The sequence below is a fragment of the Klebsiella terrigena genome (genome assembly GCF_006539725.1).
Classification (GTDB): domain Bacteria; phylum Pseudomonadota; class Gammaproteobacteria; order Enterobacterales; family Enterobacteriaceae; genus Klebsiella; species Klebsiella terrigena.
This window is the reverse complement of sequence record NZ_BJNO01000004.1, coordinates 275155-299214: the sequence shown is the minus strand read 5'-3', so window position 1 is coordinate 299214 and position 24060 is coordinate 275155. Positions and strand designations below refer to the sequence as shown.

24 protein-coding genes are annotated in these 24060 nt (G+C 59.1%); 9 read left to right on the top strand and 15 right to left on the bottom strand.

Annotation, left to right across the window (positions count from 1 at the left end; translation table 11 throughout):
• Positions 1-222 precede the first annotated feature (222 nt).
• Complete coding sequence (locus RTE01_RS08025; RefSeq protein WP_041144288.1) at positions 223-765, bottom strand: SadB/YajI family lipoprotein; 543 nt, start codon at positions 763-765, stop codon at positions 223-225.
• A 148-nt stretch (positions 766-913) separates the two neighbouring features.
• Here RTE01_RS08025 and nrdR point away from each other — a divergent pair, with 148 nt between their 5' ends.
• The 6 genes from nrdR to pgpA all read left to right on the top strand — a co-directional run bounded on the left by nrdR (position 914) and on the right by pgpA (position 5148).
• The gene (nrdR, locus tag RTE01_RS08020) at positions 914-1363 is read left to right on the top strand and encodes a transcriptional regulator NrdR (protein ID WP_004858609.1); all 450 of its coding nucleotides are present in this window, start codon (positions 914-916) and stop codon (positions 1361-1363) included.
• Between the two features lie 3 nt (positions 1364-1366).
• Complete coding sequence (gene ribD / locus RTE01_RS08015; protein WP_041144289.1) at positions 1367-2470, top strand: bifunctional diaminohydroxyphosphoribosylaminopyrimidine deaminase/5-amino-6-(5-phosphoribosylamino)uracil reductase RibD; 1104 nt, start codon at positions 1367-1369, stop codon at positions 2468-2470.
• Between the two features lie 197 nt (positions 2471-2667).
• Positions 2668-3138 (top strand): 6,7-dimethyl-8-ribityllumazine synthase, encoded by a 471-nt coding sequence (gene ribH / locus RTE01_RS08010; protein ID WP_041144290.1) that lies wholly within the window; start codon positions 2668-2670, stop codon positions 3136-3138.
• 22 nt (positions 3139-3160) lie between these two features.
• Complete coding sequence (nusB, locus tag RTE01_RS08005; RefSeq protein ID WP_041144291.1) at positions 3161-3580, top strand: transcription antitermination factor NusB; 420 nt, start codon at positions 3161-3163, stop codon at positions 3578-3580.
• 97 nt (positions 3581-3677) lie between these two features.
• Positions 3678-4655 carry a thiamine-phosphate kinase gene (thiL, locus tag RTE01_RS08000; RefSeq protein WP_134525321.1) on the top strand — a complete coding sequence of 326 codons (978 nt, stop codon included), beginning with the start codon at positions 3678-3680 and terminating at the stop codon, positions 4653-4655.
• Positions 4636-5148 (top strand): phosphatidylglycerophosphatase A, encoded by a 513-nt coding sequence (pgpA, locus tag RTE01_RS07995; RefSeq protein WP_166793766.1) that lies wholly within the window; start codon positions 4636-4638, stop codon positions 5146-5148. Before thiL ends, pgpA begins: the two co-directional genes overlap by 20 nt.
• Before the next feature lie 58 nt (positions 5149-5206).
• Here the strand turns inward: pgpA and RTE01_RS07990 are convergent, their stop codons facing one another.
• The 4 genes from RTE01_RS07990 to xseB all read right to left on the bottom strand — a co-directional run bounded on the left by RTE01_RS07990 (position 5207) and on the right by xseB (position 9272).
• Complete coding sequence (locus RTE01_RS07990) at positions 5207-6181, bottom strand: aldo/keto reductase (protein ID WP_135185128.1); 975 nt, start codon at positions 6179-6181, stop codon at positions 5207-5209.
• 67 nt (positions 6182-6248) lie between these two features.
• Positions 6249-8111 carry a 1-deoxy-D-xylulose-5-phosphate synthase gene (dxs, locus tag RTE01_RS07985; RefSeq protein ID WP_135185127.1) on the bottom strand — a complete coding sequence of 621 codons (1863 nt, stop codon included), beginning with the start codon at positions 8109-8111 and terminating at the stop codon, positions 6249-6251.
• An 18-nt stretch (positions 8112-8129) separates the two neighbouring features.
• Positions 8130-9029, bottom strand: a complete 900-nt coding sequence (ispA, locus tag RTE01_RS07980; protein WP_115193457.1) for a (2E,6E)-farnesyl diphosphate synthase — start codon at positions 9027-9029, stop codon at positions 8130-8132.
• On the bottom strand, positions 9030-9272 hold the full coding sequence (xseB, locus tag RTE01_RS07975; RefSeq protein ID WP_041144297.1) for an exodeoxyribonuclease VII small subunit: 243 nt from the start codon (positions 9270-9272) through the stop codon (positions 9030-9032).
• Positions 9273-9556: 284 nt separating this feature from the next.
• Here xseB and thiI point away from each other — a divergent pair, with 284 nt between their 5' ends.
• The gene (gene thiI / locus RTE01_RS07970; RefSeq protein ID WP_141334898.1) at positions 9557-11005 is read left to right on the top strand and encodes a tRNA uracil 4-sulfurtransferase ThiI; all 1449 of its coding nucleotides are present in this window, start codon (positions 9557-9559) and stop codon (positions 11003-11005) included.
• 111 nt (positions 11006-11116) lie between these two features.
• On the opposite strand, the gene yajL is transcribed toward thiI, so the two are convergent.
• The gene (yajL, locus tag RTE01_RS07965) at positions 11117-11710 is read right to left on the bottom strand and encodes a protein deglycase YajL (protein WP_041144299.1); all 594 of its coding nucleotides are present in this window, start codon (positions 11708-11710) and stop codon (positions 11117-11119) included.
• Positions 11673-12584: a 2-dehydropantoate 2-reductase gene (gene panE, locus RTE01_RS07960; RefSeq protein ID WP_041144300.1), complete on the bottom strand. Its 912-nt coding sequence runs from the start codon at positions 12582-12584 to the stop codon at positions 11673-11675. Before panE ends, yajL begins: the two co-directional genes overlap by 38 nt.
• Positions 12585-12782: 198 nt before the next feature.
• Between panE and RTE01_RS07955 the strand changes: the two genes are divergently transcribed.
• Positions 12783-13274, top strand: coding sequence for a YajQ family cyclic di-GMP-binding protein (locus RTE01_RS07955; protein WP_041144301.1), 492 nt, complete (start codon positions 12783-12785; stop codon positions 13272-13274).
• 27 nt (positions 13275-13301) lie between these two features.
• On the opposite strand, the gene RTE01_RS07950 is transcribed toward RTE01_RS07955, so the two are convergent.
• The 8 genes from RTE01_RS07950 to RTE01_RS07915 all read right to left on the bottom strand — a co-directional run bounded on the left by RTE01_RS07950 (position 13302) and on the right by RTE01_RS07915 (position 23142).
• Positions 13302-14666: an MFS transporter gene (locus RTE01_RS07950; RefSeq protein ID WP_134525323.1), complete on the bottom strand. Its 1365-nt coding sequence runs from the start codon at positions 14664-14666 to the stop codon at positions 13302-13304.
• Between the two features lie 156 nt (positions 14667-14822).
• The gene (locus RTE01_RS07945; RefSeq protein ID WP_123706767.1) at positions 14823-16001 is read right to left on the bottom strand and encodes a Gfo/Idh/MocA family protein; all 1179 of its coding nucleotides are present in this window, start codon (positions 15999-16001) and stop codon (positions 14823-14825) included.
• A gap of 339 nt (positions 16002-16340) precedes the next feature.
• Positions 16341-17705, bottom strand: a complete 1365-nt coding sequence (locus RTE01_RS07940) for an MFS transporter (RefSeq protein WP_041144304.1) — start codon at positions 17703-17705, stop codon at positions 16341-16343.
• A 10-nt stretch (positions 17706-17715) separates the two neighbouring features.
• The gene (locus RTE01_RS07935) at positions 17716-18534 is read right to left on the bottom strand and encodes a sugar phosphate isomerase/epimerase family protein (RefSeq protein WP_135185123.1); all 819 of its coding nucleotides are present in this window, start codon (positions 18532-18534) and stop codon (positions 17716-17718) included.
• Between the two features lie 65 nt (positions 18535-18599).
• Positions 18600-20303 (bottom strand): FAD-dependent oxidoreductase, encoded by a 1704-nt coding sequence (locus RTE01_RS07930; protein WP_134525325.1) that lies wholly within the window; start codon positions 20301-20303, stop codon positions 18600-18602.
• Between the two features lie 10 nt (positions 20304-20313).
• Complete coding sequence (locus RTE01_RS07925) at positions 20314-20634, bottom strand: NIPSNAP family protein (RefSeq protein WP_004099512.1); 321 nt, start codon at positions 20632-20634, stop codon at positions 20314-20316.
• Positions 20635-20647: 13 nt separating this feature from the next.
• The gene (locus RTE01_RS07920) at positions 20648-22324 is read right to left on the bottom strand and encodes an FAD-dependent oxidoreductase (protein ID WP_134525326.1); all 1677 of its coding nucleotides are present in this window, start codon (positions 22322-22324) and stop codon (positions 20648-20650) included.
• Positions 22321-23142, bottom strand: coding sequence for a shikimate dehydrogenase family protein (locus tag RTE01_RS07915; protein WP_141334896.1), 822 nt, complete (start codon positions 23140-23142; stop codon positions 22321-22323). The genes RTE01_RS07920 and RTE01_RS07915 overlap by 4 nt, the downstream gene beginning before the upstream one ends.
• 152 nt (positions 23143-23294) lie before the next feature.
• On the opposite strand from RTE01_RS07915, the gene RTE01_RS07910 reads away from it, so the two are divergent.
• Positions 23295-24053, top strand: a complete 759-nt coding sequence (locus RTE01_RS07910) for an IclR family transcriptional regulator domain-containing protein (protein ID WP_041144309.1) — start codon at positions 23295-23297, stop codon at positions 24051-24053.
• The last annotated feature ends 7 nt before the right edge of the window (positions 24054-24060 follow it).

Below are 24060 nucleotides of genomic sequence, written 5' to 3'. Positions count from 1 at the left end.
TTTCTGTGGCGTCTATTATAGAAATCATTGCTCACAAAAATACGTGTTGTTTCACAGATCGGAAACATACGTAATCGATTGCGTTCACGATTCTATGCATTTCTTGACAGAATGCCACTGAAATTCATCAGTGAGACCCATTTTTACTGAACTGTTGTGAAAAGTTGTAAGTGGATTTTAGGCGGGGAAAACCGGGCGTCAGAAACACCCGGTGGAAGCGGTTTACTGCGCGTCTGCGGGCTGAATATCGTGGATGCGTACGAAGCCTAACTGTTCCGGCGTGACGCCGCTGAGGCGTAGCGGAATATCGACGTCGCTCGGTGCCAGAATGCTGGCGGGAGCGCTAATCAGCTGGTCGCGGACGTTGACTTCCCGGTAGCTCTCGGTGGTACCGCTGATCTGCCCGGAAGCCACGGTTGCGCTAAATGCCGGCAGCGGATCGTTTGATTCGCCCTGAATACGCAGCGTCAGGCGGGTGCCGTCGCCGTCGGGAACGATATCGCGCAGCGACATCCGCAGGGTGCCTATCTGGCTGTTCAGCCGTGCCGGGGTTTTCGCGCCGGGCAGCAGGTAAACGCCGCTGCTGGACTTCGCGTTAAGGGCGTTTTGCTGGGTAATTTTCACCGTTTGCTGATTGAGCTGGGTCATCTCCTTGCTCAACGTGCTCACGCTCTGATTCATCTGGCGAACTTCGCTTTGTTGAGCGCAGGCGCTGAGCGTAAAAAGGCTACCCACAATCGCCAGCTGCAAATAACGTCTTGTCATGGTCGGGATTCCGTTAACAGAGGGATGCTTAATGGTAGATCGTTTGCATAAGCGCACTATAGATCCTTTGTCTCAAAAGCTCTTTCTTTGTAGTCGGGTCACTTCGCGGTAAACTACCTGCCAGTTTAACTTGATGCCAGGACGCGCTATGCACTGCCCTTTCTGTTTCGCCGTAGATACTAAAGTGATCGACTCTCGCCTGGTGGGGGAGGGCTCTTCTGTACGTCGTCGTCGGCAGTGCCTGGTCTGCAATGAACGCTTTACCACTTTCGAAGTGGCCGAGCTGGTGATGCCGCGAGTGGTAAAAAGCAACGACGTCCGCGAACCCTTCAACGAAGATAAGCTGCGCAGCGGGATGCTCAAAGCGTTAGAAAAGCGTCCGGTCAGCGCCGACGATGTAGAAATGGCGCTCAACCACATCAAAACGCATCTGCGCGGCACCGGTGAACGCGAAGTTCCCAGCAAAATGATCGGTAACCTGGTGATGGAGCAACTAAAGAAGCTCGATAAAGTCGCCTACATCCGCTTCGCTTCCGTCTATCGCAGTTTTGAAGACATCAAAGAATTCGGCGAAGAGATCGCCCGCTTACAGGATTAAGCCATGCATGACGAAATATACATGGCACGCGCGCTCAGGCTCGCCGCGCGCGGTCGCTTCACCACCCACCCAAACCCGAACGTCGGCTGCGTCATTGTTAAAGACGGCGAAATTGTTGGCGAAGGTTTCCACTACCGCGCCGGCGAGCCGCATGCCGAAGTGCACGCGCTGCGCATGGCCGGTGAAAAGGCCAAAGGTGCCACCGCCTACGTCACCCTGGAGCCCTGCAGCCATCACGGACGCACGCCGCCGTGCTGCGATGCGCTGATTGCCGCAGGCGTTGTGCGGGTGGTGGCCGCGATGCAGGACCCCAACCCACAGGTCGCCGGGCGCGGTCTGTATCGCCTGCAGCAGGAAGGTATCGACGTCAGCCACGGCCTGATGATGGGCGAGGCCGAAGCGCTGAATAAGGGCTTCCTGAAGCGAATGCGCACCGGCTTTCCCTATATTCAGCTAAAAATGGGCGCCTCGCTTGACGGCCGCACGGCAATGGCCAGCGGCGAAAGCCAGTGGATCACCTCCCCGCAGGCGCGACGCGACGTGCAGCGCCTGCGCGCGCAAAGCCACGCGATCCTCACCAGCAGCGCCACCGTCCTCGCGGACGATCCGGCGCTGACCGTGCGCTGGGACGAGCTCAGCCCTGATATTCAGGCACGCTATCCGCAGGAGAATCTGCGCCAGCCGCTGCGTATTGTCATCGACAGCCAAAACCGCGTGACGCCGCAGCACCGCATCGTGCAGCAGGCGGGAGAAACGCTGTTTGCCCGCACCCGTCAGGACTCCCGCGAGTGGCCTGAGAACGTGCGCACTCTCCAGGTCCCAGAGCATAAAGGCCATCTCGATCTGGTGGTGCTGATGATGCAGCTGGGCAAGCAGCAGGTTAACAGTATCTGGGTGGAGGCCGGTCCTACTCTGGCCGGCGCGCTGCTGCAGGCGGGGCTGGTGGACGAGCTTATCGTCTACATTGCGCCTAAACTGTTAGGAAGCGACGCGCGCGGACTCTGCGTACTGCCGGGGCTTGAGAAGCTGGCCGATGCTCCCCATTTCAAATTCAACGAGATACGTCATGTAGGCCCGGACGTTTGCCTGCATTTAGTCAGCGCATGATCGCCCTGCCAGACGGGGAAACCGCGCCGGTACGCCTGATTATGCAGAATGCGACGAGACGGTCAGCGAGGGACGCAGCCTGAAGAGAGGCTGGGTCAGCCGCCGCTCACGTCAGAGCAGTTTGCAGGATGAAGTGTATAAAATATTATGGTAGAATCCGCCCCCCTTGCGGGGCCAAATGAACCCGAAGGAAGAGTATGAACATTATTGAAGCTAACGTTGCTACCCCGGACGCTCGCGTCGCCATCACCATTGCGCGTTTCAACAACTTTATCAATGACAGCCTGCTGGAAGGTGCTATCGACGCCCTGAAGCGCATCGGTCAGGTAAAAGATGACAATATTACCGTTGTTTGGGTTCCAGGCGCGTATGAGCTGCCGCTGGCGGCTGGCGCACTGGCAAAAACCGGTAAATATGACGCGATAATTGCGCTGGGTACGGTGATCCGTGGCGGTACCGCGCACTTTGAATATGTGGCTGGCGGAGCAAGCAATGGCCTGGCGCACGTCGCCCAGGAAAGCGAGGTTCCGGTAGCCTTTGGTGTTCTGACCACCGAAAGCATTGAGCAAGCCATCGAACGCGCTGGCACCAAAGCCGGTAACAAGGGCGCAGAAGCTGCGCTGACCGCGCTGGAAATGATTAACGTATTGAAAGCCATTAAGGCCTGAATTTTTTTGTAAGGGGAATTCCGTGAAACCTGCTGCTCGTCGCCGCGCCCGTGAGTGTGCTGTCCAGGCGCTTTACTCCTGGCAGTTGTCGAAAAACGACATCTCTGATGTTGAATACCAGTTCCTGGCGGAACAGGACGTTAAAGATGTCGACGTTCCGTATTTTCGCGAACTGCTGTCCGGAGTGGCGACTAACAGCGCATACCTCGACGGCCTGATGAAGCCGTACCTGTCCCGCCTGCTTGAAGAGCTGGGCCAGGTTGAGAAGGCGGTACTGCGTATCGCGCTGTTCGAACTGTCAAAACGTGACGATGTGCCGTACAAAGTCGCCATCAATGAAGCCATTGAGCTGGCGAAAACCTTCGGCGCTGAAGATAGTCATAAGTTTGTCAACGGCGTGCTGGATAAAGCAGCTCCGGCAATTCGTCCCAACAAAAAGTAAACTCCAGGTCGGGCTTTGCAGGACTCATCCTCGTGAACCCGGCCTTAGAGCCTATTTCGGTAGGCTCTCATTTTTTTCTTTTGCTGAGGCATAACGTATGGCATGCGGCGAATTCTCCCTGATTGCCCGTTATTTTGATCGCGTAAAAAGCATGCGTCTCGATGTGGAAACCGGCATTGGCGACGACTGCGCACTCCTGAACATTCCCGAGAAAAAAACGCTGGCAATCAGCACCGACACCCTGGTGGCGGGCAACCATTTCTTACCTGATATCGATCCTGCCGATCTGGCCTATAAAGCGCTGGCCGTTAATCTGAGCGACCTCGCGGCGATGGGCGCGGAGCCGGCGTGGCTAACGCTGGCGCTGACGCTGCCGGAGGTGGACGAGGCGTGGCTGGAGTCCTTCAGCGATAGCCTGTTTATGCTGCTCAACTATTACGACATGCAGCTGATCGGCGGTGATACCACCCGCGGTCCGCTGTCGATGACGCTGGGTATCCACGGCTTTGTGCCGCCGGGACGCGCCCTGAAGCGCTCCGGGGCGAAGCCCGGCGACTGGATTTACGTGACCGGTACGCCCGGCGACAGCGCCGCGGGGCTGGCAATACTGCAGGAGCGGCTGGCGGTGGGTGACGCCGCTGACGCCGACTATCTGCTGGCGCGCCATCTGCGCCCGATGCCGCGCGTGCTGCAGGGCCAGGCGCTGCGCGATCTGGCGAGCTCGGCTATCGACCTCTCCGACGGCCTGGTCTCCGATCTGGGCCATATCCTCAAAGCCAGCGGCTGCGGGGCGCGCATCGATCTTGACGCGATGCCGCTATCCGAGGCGATGCAGCGTCAGGTTGAGCCGGAGACGGCCCTGCGCTGGGCGCTTGCCGGCGGCGAAGATTATGAGCTGTGCTTTACCGTACCGGAGCTCAATCGCGGCGCGCTCGACGTGGCAATCGGCCAACTCGGGGCGCGATTTACCTGCATCGGGCAGGTTTGCGCCGAAGCCGACGGCCTGCAGTTTTTGCAGGGAGGTAAGGCGGTGAAGCTTGATTTAAAGGGGTACGATCATTTTGGTGCGCAGTAAAGATAGTGCAAAAAGTCGGCTGAATCTGCTTAACCCCTGGCATCTGCTGGCGACCGGCTTCGGTAGCGGGCTAAGCCCCATCGTTCCCGGAACCATGGGGTCGCTGGCGTCGATTCCGTTTTGGTACCTGATGACGTTTTTGCCCTGGCAGATCTATTCGCTGGTGGTGATGATGAGCATCTGTATCGGGGTCTATATCTGCCACCGCACGGCGAAAGATATGGGCACTCACGATCACGGCAGCATCGTCTGGGATGAGTTTGTCGGGATGTGGATAACCCTGATGGCGCTGCCGACTCTCGACTGGCAGTGGGTGGCCGCCGGCTTCGTCATTTTCCGCATTTTCGATATGTGGAAGCCGTGGCCGATTCGCTGGTTCGACCGTAATATTCACGGCGGAATGGGGATCATGGTCGATGATATCGTCGCCGGCGTGATTTCGGCGGGTGTGCTCTACGCCATAGGCCACCACTGGCCGATCGGCCTTATCTGACGGCAGAACCCCGGCGGCGCGCTGTCTGCCGGGGTTGCGGCTTAACGCCGTCGGCGGGCTATTTGAATCCGACCACCGGATGCGGCCTGTACGGGGCTTCCAGCTTTTCTACCTGCTCCGGCGTCAGCGTTAAATCGACGGCGTTCAGCAGCTCATCCAGCTGATCCTGACGCGAGGCGCCGATAATCGGCGCGGCCACGCCGGGCTTGCTTAGCAGCCACGCCAGCGCCACCTGCGCCCGTCCGACGCCCAACTCCTCCGCCACTTCCGCGAGATTCGCCGCGATCAGCTCATCGTTGCTATCGCTGGCGCTATACAGCGACTGGCCAAACTCATCGGAGACCAGCCGCGCGGTGGTTTCTCCCCACGGCCGGGTGAGACGGCCGCGCGCCAGCGGGCTCCAGGGGATGACCGAGACCCCTGCGCGGTTGCACAGCGGCAGCATCTCGTTCTCTTCTTCGCGGTATATCAGGTTGTAATGATCCTGCATGGTGACGAAGCGTGCCCAGCCGTGACGCTCCTGCAGCTCCAGGGCCTGGGCAAACTGGCGGGCATGCATCGACGAAGCACCGATATAGCGCGCCTTACCCGCCTTAACCACCTCGTTCAACGCTTCGAGGGTCTCTTCGATCGGCGTGGTGTAATCCCAGCGGTGGATTTGCAGCAGGTCAACATACTCCATTCCCAGGCGCCGCAGGCTGTCGTCGATAGAGCGCAGGATTTGCGCCCGGGAGAGGCCTTCCGGCAGATCGCCCACCTGGTGGTAAACCTTGGTGGCGACCACCACTTCGTCGCGGCGGGCAAAGTCGCGCAGGGCGCGGCCAACGATCTCTTCGCTGCTGCCTTCGGAGTAGCTGTTGGCGGTATCAAAAAAGTTGATGCCGCCTTCCAGAGCGCGCTGAATCAGCGGGCGGCTGCTCTCTTCCGGTAGCGTCCAGGCGTGTTTGCCCCGATCCGGCTCGCCGAAGGTCATGCAGCCAAGGCAAAGTCGGGAAACCCGGAGGTCGGTCGCTTCTGGGGTGATATATTGCATAGCTGCGCTCCTGCTCTTTGCTTAATGGAATTCCTTTAAGCATAGCAGGAGCGCTATCGGGGAGGGATCAGGCCAGCCAGGCGTTGATTTTGGCTTCGATACCGGCGGCATCGAGACCGAGGTCGACGTGAACTTCTTCCTGGGTTCCCTGGGGAATAAAGAAGTCCGGCAGACCGATATTCAGCACCGGCACCGCGCGGCGATGCGCCATCAGCAGTTCATTAACGCCGCTGCCCGCGCCGCCCATGATCGCGTTCTCTTCCAGAGTGACCAGCGCCTCATGCCCGGCGGCCAGCTGCAAAATCAGCGCGTTATCAAGCGGTTTCACAAAGCGCATATCCACCAGGGTGGCGTTGAGCTTGTCCGCCACCTGAGCGGCTTCCTTCAGCAGGGTACCGAAGTTAAGGATCGCAATTTTCTCGCCTTCGCGCTTCACCACGCCCTTGCCGATCGGCAGCGAGGCCAGCGGCTCCAGCGTCGCGCCGGTACCGGTTCCGCGCGGATAGCGCACCGCACTTGGGCCGTCGCCGTAGTGATAGCCGGTATACAGCATCTGGCGACATTCGTTCTCGTCGCTCGGCGTCATGATGACCATCTCCGGAATACAGCGCAGGAAGGAGAGATCGAAGGCACCCTGGTGCGTCTGCCCGTCGGCGCCGACGATGCCGGCCCGGTCGATGGCAAACAGCACCGGCAGCTTCTGGATAGCGACGTCGTGAATCACCTGATCGTAGGCGCGCTGCAGGAAGGTGGAGTAAATGGCCACCACCGGCTTATAGTCACCGATAGCCAGCCCGGCGGCAAAGGTCACCGCATGCTGCTCGGCGATAGCCACATCGAAATACTGGTCAGGGAATTTTTTCGAAAATTCGACCATCCCCGAGCCTTCGCGCATGGCCGGCGTCACGGCCATCAGCTTGCTGTCTTTCGCCGCAGTTTCGCACAGCCAGTCGCCGAAAATTTTCGAATAAGAGGGCAGGCCGCCGCTGCTTTTTGGCAGCACCCCGCTGGTATGGTCAAATTTCGGCACCGCGTGGAAGGTGATCGGGTCTTTTTCCGCCGGCTCATAGCCGCGGCCTTTTTTGGTCATAATATGCAGGAACTGCGGCCCTTTCAGATCGCGCATGTTTTTCAGCGTATTGACCAGCCCGAGCACGTCGTGACCGTCCACCGGCCCGATGTAGTTAAAGCCCAGCTCTTCAAACAGAGTCCCGGGAACCACCATGCCTTTGATATGTTCTTCGGTGCGTTTGAGTAGCTCTTTGATCGGCGGAACGCCTGAGAAGACCTTCTTGCCGCCTTCGCGCAGGGTCGAGTACAGCTTTCCGGAAAGCAGCTGCGCGAGATGATTATTCAGCGCACCGACGTTCTCAGAAATCGACATTTCATTGTCGTTCAGCACCACCAGCAGGTCGGGTTTGATATCGCCCGCGTGGTTCATGGCCTCAAACGCCATCCCGGCGGTGATCGCCCCGTCGCCAATGACGCAGACCGCGCGCCGCTGCTTGTCTTCCTTCGCGGCGGCAATGGCGACGCCAATGCCCGCAGAAATGGAGGTCGATGAGTGTCCGACGCTCAGCACGTCATATTCGCTTTCGCCGCGCCACGGGAACGGATGCAGCCCGCCTTTCTGCCGAATCGTGCCGATTTTGTCACGGCGGCCGGTCAGAATTTTATGCGGGTAGGCCTGGTGGCCAACGTCCCAAATCAGGCGGTCGAAAGGGGTGTTATAGACGTAGTGAAGCGCCACGGTCAGTTCGACCGTGCCGAGGCCGGAGGCAAAATGCCCGCTGGAACGGCTGACGCTGTCCAGCAGATAGCGCCGAAGTTCGTCGCACAGCTTCGGCAGGCTATCTTTCGGCAACAAACGCAGCTCCTGGGTGGAATCTACCAGCGCCAGGGTCGGGTATTTGGCAATATCAAAACTCATCAGAGACTCATTTATTGTTTATTTATCACGCTGAATTATGTAATTCGCGAGCGCTTCCAGTGCCGTTGTATCCAGAGATTGCGCGGCCAGCTCATTTAGCGACCGGCGGGCGTCTTCAATCAGGCCGTGCGCTTTGTTTCGGGCTTGCTCAAGACCCAGAAGCGCGGGGTAGGTACTTTTGCCCAGCTGCTGATCGGCTCCCTGACGTTTGCCAAGGGTCGCAGTATCCCCTACCACGTCAAGAATGTCATCCTGGACCTGGAAGGCGAGGCCGATATTTTCCGCATAGCGATCGAGCGCCGGAAGCGCCGCACGGCCGCGTTCGCCGGCGCTCAGGGCGCCCATGCGTACCGCCGCGCGAATCAGCGCCCCGGTCTTATGGCGATGAATGCGCTTGAGCGCCTCAAGGTCAACCTGATGGCCTTCGGCTTCGAGATCCAGCGCCTGACCACCGCACATCCCGGCAACGCCGCTGGCCTGCGCCAGCTCGGAAACCATCGCCAGCCGGTCGCGATCCGGTACTTCCGGCATCGCCGCATCACTGAGTATAGAAAACGCCAGCGTTTGTAGGGCATCTCCGGCAAGAATTGCGTTGGCTTCGCCAAATTTAATATGGCAGGTAGGCAGGCCGCGACGCAGATCGTCATCGTCCATGGCCGGCAGATCGTCATGCATCAGCGAATAGGCGTGGATGCATTCAACGGCCGCGGCCGGCGCGTCCAGGGTTGCACGGCTGACGCCAAACATGTCGCCGGTGGCGTACACCAGGAAGGGGCGCAGGCGCTTGCCGCCTAATAATGCGCCGTACTGCATGGCTTCTACCAGCGGAGTGTTCTGAAACGGCAGCGGCGCGAGAAAACGGCGCAGCGCGTCGTTGGCCTGCTCAACGCAGGCCTGAAGCTGTTGCGGGAAATCCATCTATTCAGCGTCCGGTGTAAAAGGCGTCAGCGGCGTATCTTCGCTCTCTGCCAGCAGAATTTGTACGCGCTGCTCGGCCTGCTGCAGCTTTGCCTGTCCCTGACGCGCCAGCTGCACGCCGCGCTCAAACTCGCCGAGCGCTTCTTCTAACGGCAGAGCGCCGCTTTCCAGACGATTGACGATCTGCTCCAGCTCGCTCAGGGCGGTTTCAAAGCTGGCAGGGGCCTCATTTTTCTTTGGCATAGTGAATATAGACTCTTGTTATGTCGCGACAGCAGTATGGTAACGAAGTCACGTGGTTAAGCAAATATGCGCCTTATCCGGCAAGCGGCCTGGCCTAAGCCTGATGCGCTCCCGGCGAACGTATCGTCCCGACTGCGGCAGATGATTTAGCGTAAAACACGCAATGCCAGGTGAAAAGCTTCCATTAGTGGTATACTTCGCGCCCTGGATGCAGGCACCGAGGTGCACTGCAGTACATCTTTTGCTTAAAGCCCTGTCGGGCTTGCCAACGAACTATTGTCGCCATGAAGTTTATCATTAAATTGTTCCCGGAAATCACCATCAAAAGCCAATCTGTGCGATTGCGCTTCATTAAAATCTTAACCGGGAACATTCGTAACGTTCTCAAAAACTATGATGAGACGCTCGCCGTCGTTCGTCATTGGGATCATATCGAAGTTCGCGCGAAAGACGAAAATCAGCGTCCGGCTATTCGCGATGCGCTGACCCGAATTCCCGGTATTCACCATATTCTCGAAGTCGAAGACGTCCCCTTCACTTCGCTGCACGATATTTTCGAGAAAACGCTGCCGCTGTGGCGTGAGACGCTGGAAGGCAAAACCTTCTGCGTGCGCGTGAAGCGTCGCGGTCAGCATGAGTTTACCTCTATCGAAGTGGAACGCTACGTCGGCGGCGGCCTCAACCAGCATATCGAGACCGCCCGCGTTAAGCTGACTAACCCGGATATCACCGTCAATCTGGAGATCGAAAACGATCGCCTGCTGCTGGTGAAAGGGCGTTATGAAGGCATCGGCGGTTTCCCTATCGGCACCCAGGAAGACGTGCTGTCGCTGATTTCCGGCGGCTTCGACTCCGGCGTTTCCAGCTACATGCTGATGCGTCGCGGCTGTCGCGTGCACTACTGCTTCTTTAACCTCGGCGGCGCGGCGCACGAAATCGGCGTTCGTCAGGTTGCGCACTATCTGTGGAACCGCTTTGGCAGCTCCCATCGCGTGCGTTTTGTGGCGATTAACTTCGAGCCGGTAGTCGGTGAGATCCTCGAAAAAGTTGACGATGGCCAGATGGGCGTCGTGCTCAAGCGCATGATGGTTCGCGCGGCCTCGCAGGTAGCCGAACGCTACGGCGTGCAGGCGCTGGTGACCGGCGAAGCGCTGGGCCAGGTATCCAGCCAGACGCTGACCAACCTGCGGCTGATCGATAACGTCTCCGATACGCTGATTTTGCGTCCGCTGATCTCTCACGATAAAGAGCACATCATCAACCTGGCGCGCGAAATCGGTACCGAAGATTTTGCCCGCACCATGCCGGAATACTGTGGCGTGATCTCGAAGAGCCCGACCGTGAAGGCGGTGAAGGCGAAGATTGAAGCGGAAGAGCAGAACTTCGATTTCAGCATCCTTGAGAAGGTGGTGGCAGAAGCCAACAACGTCGATATTCGCGATATCGCTCAGCAGACTCAGCAGGAAGTGGTGGAAGTTGAAACCGTCAGCGGTTTTGGCCCCAACGACGTGATTCTGGATATTCGCTCGGTTGACGAGCAGGATGAGAAACCGCTGAAGGTAGAAGGCGTCGAGGTGGTTTCGCTGCCGTTCTACAAGCTGAGCACCCAGTTTGGTGACCTCGACCAGAGCAAAACCTGGCTGCTGTGGTGCGAGCGTGGCGTAATGAGTCGCCTGCAGGCCCTCTATCTGCGCGAGCAGGGCTTTGAGAACGTGAAGGTCTATCGCCCGTAGCCCGCGAAGCGTGACGGTCACCCCGTCAAGCGCCGCCCGGCGCGAGCGGGGGAAGTCCCGGATAGCGGCAGCGATGCCTTATCCGGGCGACCGAGTCTGACCCATCGCGGTTCAGGCTTCGTAGTAGTTATATATTCCCGCCGGTATTATCAGCTGTGAAGCGACCTCGTGCGCCTTTTCACGACTGACCAGCAGATCGATCATCTTGAGCGCAAAATCAATCGCCGTTCCCGGCCCCTGGCTGGTGAGCAGGTTAACCCGTGGGTCCCAGACGACGCGCTTATCCTGCCACTGCCCGACGGGAATTTGCTCTTTCAGCGCCGGAAAGCCGGTCATGTTGCCGATGGGGAAAAGGTTGTGCGGAACCAGCACCGTGGCGGCAGCGGCGCAGATGGCGGCGACGATCCGCCCGGAGAGATGAAACTGCCGGACCGTTTCGACCAGCAGCGGGCTATCGCGAAAGTATTCCGCGCCTTTGATGCCGCCGGGCAGAACGATAATGTCATAGTCGCCGTCGGCAACTTCGACCAGCGGCGCATCGGCCAGCAGCTTAACGCCGCGCGAGCAGACAACGGTCAGGCTGCCGTCGCCGGCGACGCTGGCGGTGGTGACCTGCACGCCGCCGCGTACTAATAAATCGATAGCGGTGACCGCTTCCGTCTCTTCGCTACCAGGGGCGAGGCAAATCAGTGCCGACGCGCTCATATTCATTCTCCTTACGCTTGACCAGTTCAAACATGCGGGCGTTTTCCGGTACGGCAAGGCCGTGGGCGCGGGCGCGCTTGAGCAGAAAACCGGTGATATAGTCGATTTCCGTATGACGCTGAGCGCGGATATCCTGCAACATCGAAGAGATATTTTCTGCCGTACTTTCAATTACCTGATGGACATAAAATAGCAGGTTTTCCGGCGATGTATGTATGCCTTCGCGCTCCATCACCGCGGCGACTTCCCGGCAGATAGTCTCTACTTCCCCCGCCGCATCGTGCAGGTCGCCGTTTTTACAGTTTCGTAGCGCCGTCAGCGGATTAATCACGCAGTTGACCGCCAGCTTGCTCCAGAGCGCCGGCTGAATATTATTGTGCCAGGCCACGTCGGGTAGGACGTTTTGCAGCGTATCGGCAAGCGCGCTGTAATCCTGCGGATAGCCCTTCGCCGGGCCAATATGGGTGGTCCCGTTAGCGACGTGAACGATAACGTTGCCGTCGCGCCGCGCGGCCTGGGTGGTTGACGCCAGCAGCAGGGGCTGGGTGACGCCTTTGAGCTCGTCGACGGTGCCCATTCCGTTATGGATAAGCAGTATCGGGGAGGAGGCGGGCAGGCGCTCGGCGAGGTTCTTTACCGCCGTAGAGACCTGCCAGGCCTTCAGGGTAACCAGCAGCAGGTCGCTGCTGGCGAGAAAATCGGGATCGTTGGCGGTTAACGATTCGTTGAAAATGCTGCCGTCACTCTCGACCAGATTGACGCTGCAGAAAGGCTGTGGGACGCGCAACCACCCCTGGACTTCGTGTCCATGTTTACACAGCGCGGTCAGCCATAGCTGCCCAAGCGCACCGCATCCGAGTACGGTTACCTTCATTAATCCTCCTCACCTGCGACAATCCCAGGCACTCATAACTAAAGTATATACTCGTTGTCCTTCCTGCTGCAGCCAATGCCGCCGCGGCTGGAAAAACCTGGAGCATAGCGCCGTTAGCTATGCTTGCGGGATAACCAGTTGAGTTATGCCGTGTTGCAGGTATTATGCAACGCAAAAGAAACGAAAGGAGAGGAAAAGATGCCATCTTTCGATATTGTCTCTGAAGTCGATCTTCAGGAAGTTCGAAACGCCGTAGAGAATGCGACCCGTGAAGTTGAATCGCGTTTTGATTTTCGTAACGTGGAAGCCAGTTTTGAGCTGAACGAAAAAAATGAGACCATCAAGGTTCTCAGCGAGTCTGATTTCCAGATTAACCAGCTGCTGGATATTCTGCGCGCTAAGCTGCTGAAGCGCGGCATTGAGGGCAGCTCTCTCGAGGTGCCGGAAGAGTTCGTGCACAGCGGTAAAACCTGGTTTGTCGATGCCAAACTGAAGCAGGGCATTGAGAGCACGATGCAGAAAAAAATCGTTAAGCTCATCAAAGACAGCAAGCTGAAGGTGCAGGCGCAGATTCAGGGCGAAGAGATCCGCGTGACCGGCAAGGCGCGTGACGATCTGCAGGCGGTAATGGCGCTGGTGCGCGGCGGCGATTTAGGCCAGCCGTTCCAGTTCAAGAACTTCCGCGACTAATAAAAAAGCGGGTTATCCCCGCTTTTTTTAACTTCCTTTTATCGCCTGCTCAACCTCGAAGCGATTGGTCAGCTTGCTGTCGATTTTGACGTAGACCGAACGCTCTTCGGCAACCACCAGCGCCTGTTTCACCCCGTCGAGTGTCAGCAGACGCGTCTGCAGCGAATCATCTACGGCCACCTCACCCGGGATTTCAATTCTCAGGCTGCTGACGTACGGCGGCTCGCTCATCGTTCCGGCCACCAGCAGCCACAGCATCGCCAGCAGCGCGCCGAGCAGGAACACGGTCTGCGAATCGAAGAAGCCGTCAACCCAGCCGCCGAGCGCGCCGCCAATCGCCACGCCGAGAAACTGGCTGGTGGAGTAGATGCCCATCGCGGTGCCTTTGTACCCGGCCGGCGACTCTTTGCTAATCAACGACGGCAGCAGCGCTTCCAGCAGGTTAAAGGCGAGGAAGAACAGCTGAACCCCCGCTACCAGCTCCCAGAAGTATCCGCCCGCGCCCCACAGGACGATTTCGGCGACCAGCAGCAGCGCAACGCAGAACACAAAGACCTGCTTCATCTTGCGCTTCACTTCGGCATAGATGATAAACGGCACGACCGAGACAAAAGAGATAAGCATGGTCACCAGATAAATCTTCCAGTGCTCAGCGGCGGGGAAGCCTGCGGCCTCCAGCTGGCCGGGAAGGGCGACGAATGTCGACATCAGCATGATGTGCAGGCACATAATGCCGAAATTGAGCTTCAGCAGCTTTGGCTCGGCGAGCACTTTGCTAAAGCAGCCTTTTACCATGCCTGATTCGCGGTTCAGCACGTGATTATGGCTGTTGGGCACCACCCACAGGGTGAGCAGAATGCCTATTGACGCCAGTCCGGCGATCATCCAGAACAGGGCGTGCAGGCCCAGCTGGTGGGTGACTATCGGCCCCAGTACCATGGCGATAGCAAAGGTTACGCCGAAGCTGACACCAATAAAGGCCATCGCTTTGGTGCGGTTCTGCTCGCGGGTTAAATCGGAAAGGAGCGCCATGACCGCGGCGGCAATCGCCCCGGAGCCCTGCAGCGCCCGGCCGAGAATAATGCCCCAGATGGAGTCGCTGAGCGCGGCGATAATGCTGCCAATAACGAAGATCAGCAGTCCGCCTACGATCAGCGGCTTGCGGCCGATGCGGTCGGAAAGCAGGCCAAACGGGATCTGAAACAGGGCCTGGGCCAGTCCATAAATACCAATCGCCAGACCGATAAGCGCCTCGCTGGCGCCCTGTAATGCCATACCGTAGGTGGTGAGAACCGGCAGAACCATAAACATGCCGAGCATACGCAGCGAGAATACGGTTCCCAAACCCCAGGTCGCGCGCAGTTCGCCTGGCGTCATTTTGTTATCGTTCATTACCACCTCAATCTAAAAACTGCGCATAGTGTAGTGGGGGGAGCCGGAAGCGTAAATAAATGTTTGTTTAACAGATATTACCGGTCTGTTGCGCGGCGAGGTAAGTGCGGTAGAAATAAAGAAACCGGTGGAGGAAGCCCCACCGGGATGCAGCATTTATTGTAAATTAAAGTCAACCCACTGGCCGCCGGCGTCGGCGGATTTCACGCATTGTTCAACCCAGTAGACGCCGTGCAGGCCGGCCTCGACGTTCGGGTACCAGAAGTCTGCCAGCAGCTCAGCGTCGCCGCGATCCGTCGCATCCATGGCGATAGCGAAGCGGCGGTAGAGGTTTGCCCAGGCTTCGAACAGGCCCTCGGGATGGCCGCCGCCGATGCGATCGTCCGCCAGCGCCTCGCGGCTGAGGTAGGGCATTCCGCGCTCAAGGATCCGTGCCGGTTCGCCCTGCACCTCGTAGCTGAGCTGGTTGGGGCGCTCATCCCACCATTCGATACTGGCTTTTTCACCGACCACGCGCACCTTTTGCGAATGCATGGCGCCGCTGTTGACCGCGCTGGTCCACATCGAACCGACCGCGCCGTTGTCGTACTCCATCAGCACGAAGGCGTTATCCTCCAGCGGCGCCCTGGACTTAACGAAGCTCTGGCGGGCGCACATCAGGCGCTTAATGTTGATCTGCGGCACCATGGTTTCGGCGATAAACAGCGGATGCGTTGCGAGATCGCCCAGCACGTAGCTCGGGCCCGCGTACTCCGGCGTCACCCGCCAGCGGGTCGATTCCGCCTGCAGCTCGACCGCCTCGTTGTGAAAACCGTGGGCGAACTGCATGGTGATCACCCGAATCTGGCCGAGCAGCCCTTCGGCGATCATCTGCCGCGCCTGCTGGACCATCTGATATCCGGCATAGCCGTAGGTGACGCCGACGATTTTGTTTTGCCGGCGGCTCAGCGCCAGCAGCTCGTTGGCTTCGGCGGCGGTAAAGCACAGCGGCTTTTCGCAGATAACGTGCAGCCCGGCTTCCAGCGCGGCTTTGGCGATCGCAAAGTGGGTATTGTTTGGCGTAGTGACCGACACTGCCTCGACGCCATCGGGACGCAGCGCCTCCTCGCGGAACAGGGTTTGATAATCGGCGTAGCAGCGCTCTGGCGCGATGCCGAGCTGCTGGCCAAACCGGCGTCCGCGTTCGGCATCGATATCGAGCGCGCCCGCCAGCAGGGTAAAGACGTCGTCGCGCAGCGCCGCAGAGCGGTGGCTGTAGCCAATCTGGCTGGTGCCGCCGCCGCCGACCATCCCCCAGCGCAGGGAACGGGGCAGGGGTTTCATGCCGTTTAACATGGAGCTCTCCTTTCAAAAACACGGGTGTCAGAGGGGACGTTGAGTGATTCCTGCCGCTTGCGCCGTCGACGAGGCATATTTCGGCATCCACATTATGGAATTGTTTATTCCATTTTATTGTTAATTTGAAATTTATTTTTCGTTTGTGCGAGGCCGATCGAAAAATGGCCGCACTCCGGTGAGATACGGACAGGAGAGAGTGTGAGGTGTTACGTAAGGCGGTGCGGCTTGCTGCCGCACCGCCTGCTTCTCAGACCGTACGCATGGCGGGCTGATGGAGGGCCACAGTATGCCTAGAGGCAGCGGCTCCGACGGCAATAGCGGGCGTAGCTGTTTTATTCACGATGCGCTCCCGGCTGCGGCGGGTGATGCGCTATCGTCGGCGTGGGGAGAATCGGCAAACAGCTCTTTGGCAATCAGTCCAGCCACGGTCAGGGCCGCCGGAATACCGAGGATCAAAAAGACGCTTTCAAAGCTGAGGTTTAGCGCCATCATTTCGGCACCGGCAAAGGCGCTGATAATAGCCCCGACGCGGCCGATGCCGTGCATCCAGCTGGAGCCGGTGGCCCGCGCCTGGGTCGGATAAAAACGCGCAGAGAGCGCGTTCATTCCGGTATTGCCGCCGTTCAGACAGGCCCCGCTAATAAAGGCCAGCAGGCACAGAAGAGTAAAGCTGGCCGCGGCATAGCCCATTGCCATGGTAAACAATCCGCCAACGGCAAAAATAACCGCCAGCGCACGGTGCGGATTAATGCGGTCCATCAGCCAGCCGGCAAACAGCGAACCGAGGGTCCCACCGGCCTGATAGATAGCGGTCATTATTGCCGCCTGGCTTACCGTCATGCCGACCTCTTTAACCAGCGTCGGCAGCCAGCTACCCAGCAGATAGACCAGAAAAAGTCCCATAAAATAGACCAGCCACAGCATCAGCGAGCCGAAGCGATACCGGCGGGAGAGCACGATGCGCATTGCGCTGCCGCTGACGGGCTGCGCTGGCAGGGTAAACTCCGCGTCATCGGCGATTTGCCCGGGATAAAGCCGCCGCAAAATCGTGCGGACCCGCGCGGCCGGAGCGCCCTTAATCACCAGAAAACGCACCGATTCAGGCAGCTTCCAGATAAGCACCGGCGCAAACAAAATAGGCAGCACGCCGCCTAAGGCCATTAAGGAGTGCCAGCCAAAGCGTGGAATCAACCACGAGGCGGAAAATCCTCCTGCCGCCGCGCCGAAGGTGAAGCCGCAAAAGATAATCGTAATAATGAACGATCGCCGCCGCTCCGGCGCATATTCTGAGACCAGAGTACCCATATTCGGCATCGCAGCCCCCAGCCCGAGCCCGGTCATAAAGCGGAAGAAGATCATCTGATCGATATTTTGCGAAAATGCGGTAGCGATGGTCCAGAAGCCAAAGAAGAAGACGCTGTTAACGATGATTTTTTTCCGCCCCAGCCAGTCGGCAAGCGGGCCGGAAAAAATAGCGCCCAGCGCCAGGCCAATCAGCGCGGCGCTAATGACAAAGCCGAGCTCATGGTTGGTGACTCCCCACTCCTGCTTCAAGGTAGGGGCGATAAAACCCATAATCGCGATATCAAAACCATCCAGCGCGATCACGCAGAAACCTAAGAAAACCACCAGCTTCTGATAGCGGCTTAAGGGGTTATGGTTAATTAACTCTCTGACATCCAGGCGTTGAGTCTGTGTCATAGCGCGTCCCTCAGACGGATGGCTGCAGATAGGACTGCGCGGCATTGAACAGCAGCTGCGCGCGCTCAAGTGCGGGTAAGGCGCCCCGCTCACCGCTTAACGGCACCTCGAGCGAGACGGCGAGCGTCGCGGGAAGGGCGGCCATCAGACCCGATAGATCGAGGCCGCCCTCGCCGGGAACGTTACGCGCGGCGCGGGCCTGATGGATAAGCTCCTGCTCATTGTTCGGGAGTGCTGCCGGAGCGTCACACAGCTGCATATAGTTCAGGTAATGGTGCGGAAGGCTGGAGAGCGTCTCGAGCGATTCGCCTGCTCGCCAGAAATGGATGGCGTCGATCAGAATACCCACATCCGATCTGCCGCTGGCGTCAATCACGCTGCGGGCGTCGGCAATAGTACGCAGGCAGGTCCAGGGCATGGGTTCGAGATTCATCGTTAAGCCATACTCTTTACCCGCCTGCGCCAGCGCCGCGAGGCTCTCCGCGCTGCGGTTCAGATGGCTATCGTTGCCGGCGACCAGCACCTGTTTTGCCCCAAGGCGCTCGGCGGTCTGCATAAACAGATGCAGCTGCGCATCCAGAGCAAAGTCTGGCGTCAGGCGAACAATTTCAACATCGGAAACATGAATACCGGTATCGCGCAGCGCGGCTAAGGTTTCGCGAACGGTGGCGGTATCGCCGAGCATGTCGTAGTTTGGGTCGGATGGCGTGGCGGGAAGTAGCCGCAGTCCGACGTGAGTAAAGCCGGTTTGAGCGGCAATCCGCACCTGTTCCGGCGGCGAAACATCCAGCACGGTCAGGGCGGCGAGTGACAGGGTACGCATGTTCATAAAGACTCCAGTACAGTGGCAGGCGGTTGTAGTTATGTAGACGACCTTCCCGGGTAAGGTTTAATTTACTTCATTGTTTTATCTATATTTTCTGTCAAATGTTTACCCACAAGATAACCAAAGGTCATCGCCGGACCGAGCGTAATACCGCCGCTGGGATAGTATCCCCGCATCACGCTCGACATATCGTTACCGATGGCGTACAGGCCGGCGATGGGCTGCTGCTGTGCGTCCAGCACGCGAGCCTGTTCATCGGTCTTCAAGCCGCTAAAGGATCCGAGCGAACCCGGCAGGATGCGAACCGCATAGAAAGGGGGGCGGCTCAGCGCGCCTAAGGTCGGGTGGTGAGGATTGGCAGCGTCGCCCTGGGCCTGGTTATAGGCCGAGGCTCCGCGCTGGAATTCATCGTCCCTGCCGCAGGCGGCGAAGGTATTAAAGCGGCTGATGGTCTCCTTCAACTGGGCGCTATCGATAGCGCATTTTTCTGCCAGCGCCTCCAGCGTCTCGCCTGACTGCAGGTAGCCGGTGCGCAGCCATGCCCTGGCTGAGAAAGGGGCCGGACGAGCCTGGCCTAGTCCATAGCGGCGCAGCGCCAGGCTGTCGGCAAGCAGCCACGCCTGCGGAGTTTCTCCAGGCGGCGTGGCTTCCAGCAGGGCGGTAATAAAGTCGTGATAGGAGTCAGCTTCGTTGGTGAAGCGCCTGCCGTTGGGCAGTACGGCGACAAACCCCGGCTTAGCACGTTCAACCAGGTGCGGGAACGGCAGCTGCAGGCCGCTGGCGAGGGTGACGCGGGAAACCGGCGCCCAGGCCATCGCGTGTCTGAGCGAGTCGTCAAACTGGCCGCCGACCGACTCTCCCAGGCGGATCCCATCCCCTTCATTGCCCGGCGGGGCGGCCGAGAAGTGGCCGTAGCCGCTTGCCGCGTGGGCGACATGCTGAGCCAGGCGCTGCTTATCGTGGGGGAAGCCGCCGCAGGCGAGAATAACCGCATTGGCGCTGACCTGAACCTGACCCTCATCGCTGCGTAATACCGCGCCGGTCACGCCGGCTGCTGACGTTAAGAGGCGTTCTACCGGCGCATTCAGCTGGAAGTTAGCGCCGGCATCCAGAGCCGCGCGCAGCAGGCGCGCCACCAGCGCGTTACCGTTGACCAGATGCCGTCCGCGACCGTGGCGTAAGCGCTGCCAGACGTGGCGCAGCAGGCGCCGTGTGGCATACAGCGCAGAACGCGGAGAGCGCGTGGCGTTAAAGAAATGCGCCATGTCGGCGCCGCCAGCGATCCCCATTCCCGCAAGGCTGATTGTCTCGAGCGGCGGCCTCAGTCGATGCAGCCAGTCACCAAGCAGGCGGCCATCAAACGGCTGGGCGGTGACGGAACGTCCGCCCTGCGCGTAGCCTGGCGAGTCGTGAAAATCAGGCATCCGGCTGCCGGAAATAAACTGCACTACCGTGTTGTGGCGAAAGAAATCGATCATTTCCGGGCCGTAGCGCAGAAAAGTGAGCAGGCGGGCATCGGCGGGTTGCCCCGCCATTTCGTGTTGAAGATAGGTGAGCGGCACGCTGGCGTCCTCTTCGATGCCCTCCTCGCGGGCCAGCGGATTGCGGGGGATCCACAGCCAGCCGCCGGACCACGCGCTGGTGCCGCCAATCACCGACTCTTTTTCCGCCACCAGCACGCTGGCACCGTTGAGGGCGGCGGTGACGGCGGCTGAGAGACCCGCCGCACCGGAACCGACAATCAGCACATCTACTTTCACATGCCTGCTCATCTATGACTCCTTATTGCAGCGGTGAAAAATCGGTAGGGCGCAGCAGAACGGACTCCAGGCGCTCGACGGCCGCCAGCTCGCGGTTTTTGCGAGAGAAGGTGAGCCAGCGTTCGTCCTGCGCCATGCGCGCGCGGCGCACCAGGCGATCGTCAAGACTTTCATAAGCCCAGATATGAACCACCTGATTAACGACGCCAATCTCGGTAAAGAAGAAACCAATCAACTTGCCGAGATGTTCGGTTTGTACGGCGTAGGCATCGCTTTTATAGAGCGCCAGCCAGTCGGCCATTTTTAATGGGTTGATGGTGTAGGTACGTTTTTCGTAGATCATGACATTCTCCTGATTAAAGTGCGGGTTGTTGCGCCATGTGGGTGGCGCAGAGATAGCCGAAGGTGAGCGCCGGGCCGAGAGTGATTCCGGGGCCGGGGTAGGTCCCGGCCATCAGTGAATCCATATCATTGCCTACGGCATACAGCCCTTTAATGGGCTGACCTTGTTGATTAATGACCTGAGCATCGGCGGTGGTGACCAGCCCGCGTGAGGTGCCCAAATCACCGGTATAGAGCGTGATGGCGTAAAAGGGTGCCTCGGTGAGCGGGGCGTTACAGGGGTTAGGCTGGTGGCCGGGATCGCCCATTACGCGGTTATAGCTGTTGCCCCCTCTGGCAAATTCCGTATCGCTGCCGCTGGCGGCATCGTGGTTATATCGGCTGACGGTAGCGGTCAGGGTTTGTCCATCGATCCCTAGCGCCTGCGCGAGCTGGGCAAGAGAATCCGCTTTATGCAGATAGCCGGCCTTTATCAGCGCGTCGTTATTGACCGGGGCGGGACGCGCCAGCCCGAGTCCATAGCGCTTCATGGCCAGCGCATCGCAAATCAGATAGCAGGGCGCATTTTCCTCCAGGCTTTGCATCGCGCTGGCGAAATGGTGGTAGGAGTTAGATTCATTCACGAAACGCACGGCGCGCTGGTTAACGGCAATGACGCCGGGCTTGGCGCGGTCGGTGACGAGGTGCGGGAAACGCTCTTCGCTGCCATCCGCATGACGCAGGACGGAGACCGGCGCCCAGAAAAAGTTTGACGGTAAATCGGCCCCCTGCCGGGCGTTCAGGGGCGCCGTCAGGCGAAAAGCCGCGCCGTCATTGGCGTCGGGTGACATGGTGTAGTGCTGGCGCGTTTTCGGCCGGTATTGTGCGGCCAGTCGGCCGGCGGCAAATCCCCCGGCGGCCAGCACCACGCCCTGGTGCGCATGGAGTACGCTTCTCTGGCCCGCATGCTCAATCTCGACGCCGGTGACTTCACCGTTGCTTTCGATGAGCGACGTTACGTTGACGTTCAGCTGCAGGCTCATGCCCTTGCGAAAGGCGAGGGTGGCCATCCGCGCAATTAAGGCATTGCCCATCGCCAGCCGGGTTCCCCGAGGATATTTCAGGCGATCGCGGCCATAGCGCAGCAGCAGCTTTGTGCAGTGGGTGAATGAGCGTAGCGAGCGGCGCATATCGAGAAAATGCTGAATATCGACGCGGTTGACCATCATGCCGCCGAATAGCAGCATCCCCGGTGGAGGCGATCGCAGTTCACGAAACCGGTCGCCAAGCCTGCGGCCGTCGTATTCGACGACCTCAAGCGCGCGGCCAACGTCAACGGCGCCGGGCTCATCCGGGTAATAGTCGGGAGAGAGCGGGCGCAGGCTGTATTTCACCGCGCCCTCTTTTTCCAGAAAGGCCAGCGCTTCGCGCCCTGAGCTGACGAAGGCATCCACCATCTCCGGGCGGTAGTGCTGCTCGCCGATAATCGTCTTCAGGTAGGTTTTTATGGTTTGTTCCGGGCCGCTTTTTCCCTGCTGGCGCGCCTGATCGCTATCGTTAATCCATACGGCTCCGCCTGAAATAGCCGAGGTGCCGCCAAACTGAGGCGCTTTCTCCAGCATCAGCACCGAGAGCCCTTTACAGCACGCCGTCACCGCTGCGGCAAAACCTGCCGCGCCGCTGCCGATAACAATAACGTCCCAGCTTTTCATGCGGCCGCCCCTTCTTCATGAGCGATGGCGCCAATGAACTGCCCCATCAGCTTCATCTGTGCTAAGGCCATTTCAGGCCCGGTTTGCACCACGCAGCCCCGGGCTTGAGCGAAGGTCAGCAGGGGAGTCATCACCGGCGCGGTGACGACATCAGCGACATAGGTGGTGGCCTCCAGCGTATCCAGCAGGGTTTGCGGCAGCGGCAGCGCGTCAAAGCCGCTCATTCCGGCGGGGGAGCCGTTGACCAGCAAATCAAAGCCGTTAAGGGTGTCCGGCAGCGTGGCGAGGTGCAGCTCTGGAAAGCGAGTGGCCAGGCGGTTATGCAGCAGCTGCAGAGTGGCCGAATTCTGGTCGTGGAGAGTCAGGTGGCTGATACCCGCTTCGCACAGGCCCCATGCGATGGCGCTCCCTACGCCGCCGCAGCCTGACAGCAGCGCTTTTTTTCCGCAGGCCTGAAATCCCCGCATTTTTGCGGCAAGCAGAAAGCCGACGCCGTCCAGCATATCGCCCTGTAAGCGGCCGTCCGGCAGCTTACGCACTACGTTTACCGCGTTGAGGTGGCGCGCTCGCGGGGTGAGCTCATCGACCAGGGAGGCGACGCGCTGCTTGTGCGGAACGGTAACCAGCACGCCGCTCATATTCTGCCATCCACGTAACGCGTTCAGGTAGTCAGCCACCGCCTCCGGCACGATATCAACCGGGATCATCACGCTGTCCTGGCCCTGCCCGGCAAAGTAACGGTTGAAATTCTCCGGTGATTTAACCTGTGTAATAGGGTGGCCGATAACGGCAACAACCTGAGTGAATCCACTGACCATTTCAAACCTCACTTGTTAAATGAATGTTGTGAAAGTATTTCAGTGGACGCTGGGAGCGGCAACGCAGAATTCGGACATGTTGGTTGTTAATCGCACCATCACTGCGATAATCGCACTAAACTGAGTGTCTTGTTGCAAAAGTGTGAACAACTATGCAAAACCAAATACATCCACGCGATTTGATCGTCGGACTGCAAAAAGGGCTGGCGCTGATCCAGCTTTTTTCAAGAGAGTATCCCCGTCTCTCCGTCCCGCAGGCGGCAAAAATGAGCGGGCTGACGCAAAGCGCGGCGCGGCGGTTCTTTCTCACCCTGCTGCATGAGCGCTACCTGCAGACCGACGGACGCTACTACTGGCTGACGCCAAAAGCGCTGCGCCTGGGGCAGGCCTATGTTGATTCAGCCCAGTTCCCGCGGATGGTGCGGCCGATTGTTGAGTACATTGCCAGCCGCACGGAGGAGCATGCCTCGGTTGGGGTGATTGATGATGACGAGCTGGTTTATATCGCCCGCAGCAAACATACGCCGTTTAACTCCACTTCGGTTCGGCTGGGTGAGAGGGTACCGATTTACTGCACAGCCGGCGGACGTCTGTGGCTGGCATCGTTGGCTGAGGCTGAGTGCGAAGCGGTCCTGCAGCGCATCAGGCGCGAACAGCGCACCCCTTATACGGTGACCGATATTGCACCGCTAATGGAAAAGATTGCCCAGATCCGTCGGCAGGGATACGCCGCGATTGAGCAGGAGTTTGAAATTGGGATGCTAGTGCTGGCAGTGCCGCTGGCGGACAGGGAAGGGGTGTACTGGGGGGCGCTGAGCTTGACCAGTCATCTGTCGCGGACCTCGCTTGATGCCCTGTGCCGCGATCATCTTGATTTACTCTACAGCGCGCAGGCGATGCTGATTAGCTAGCGGGACA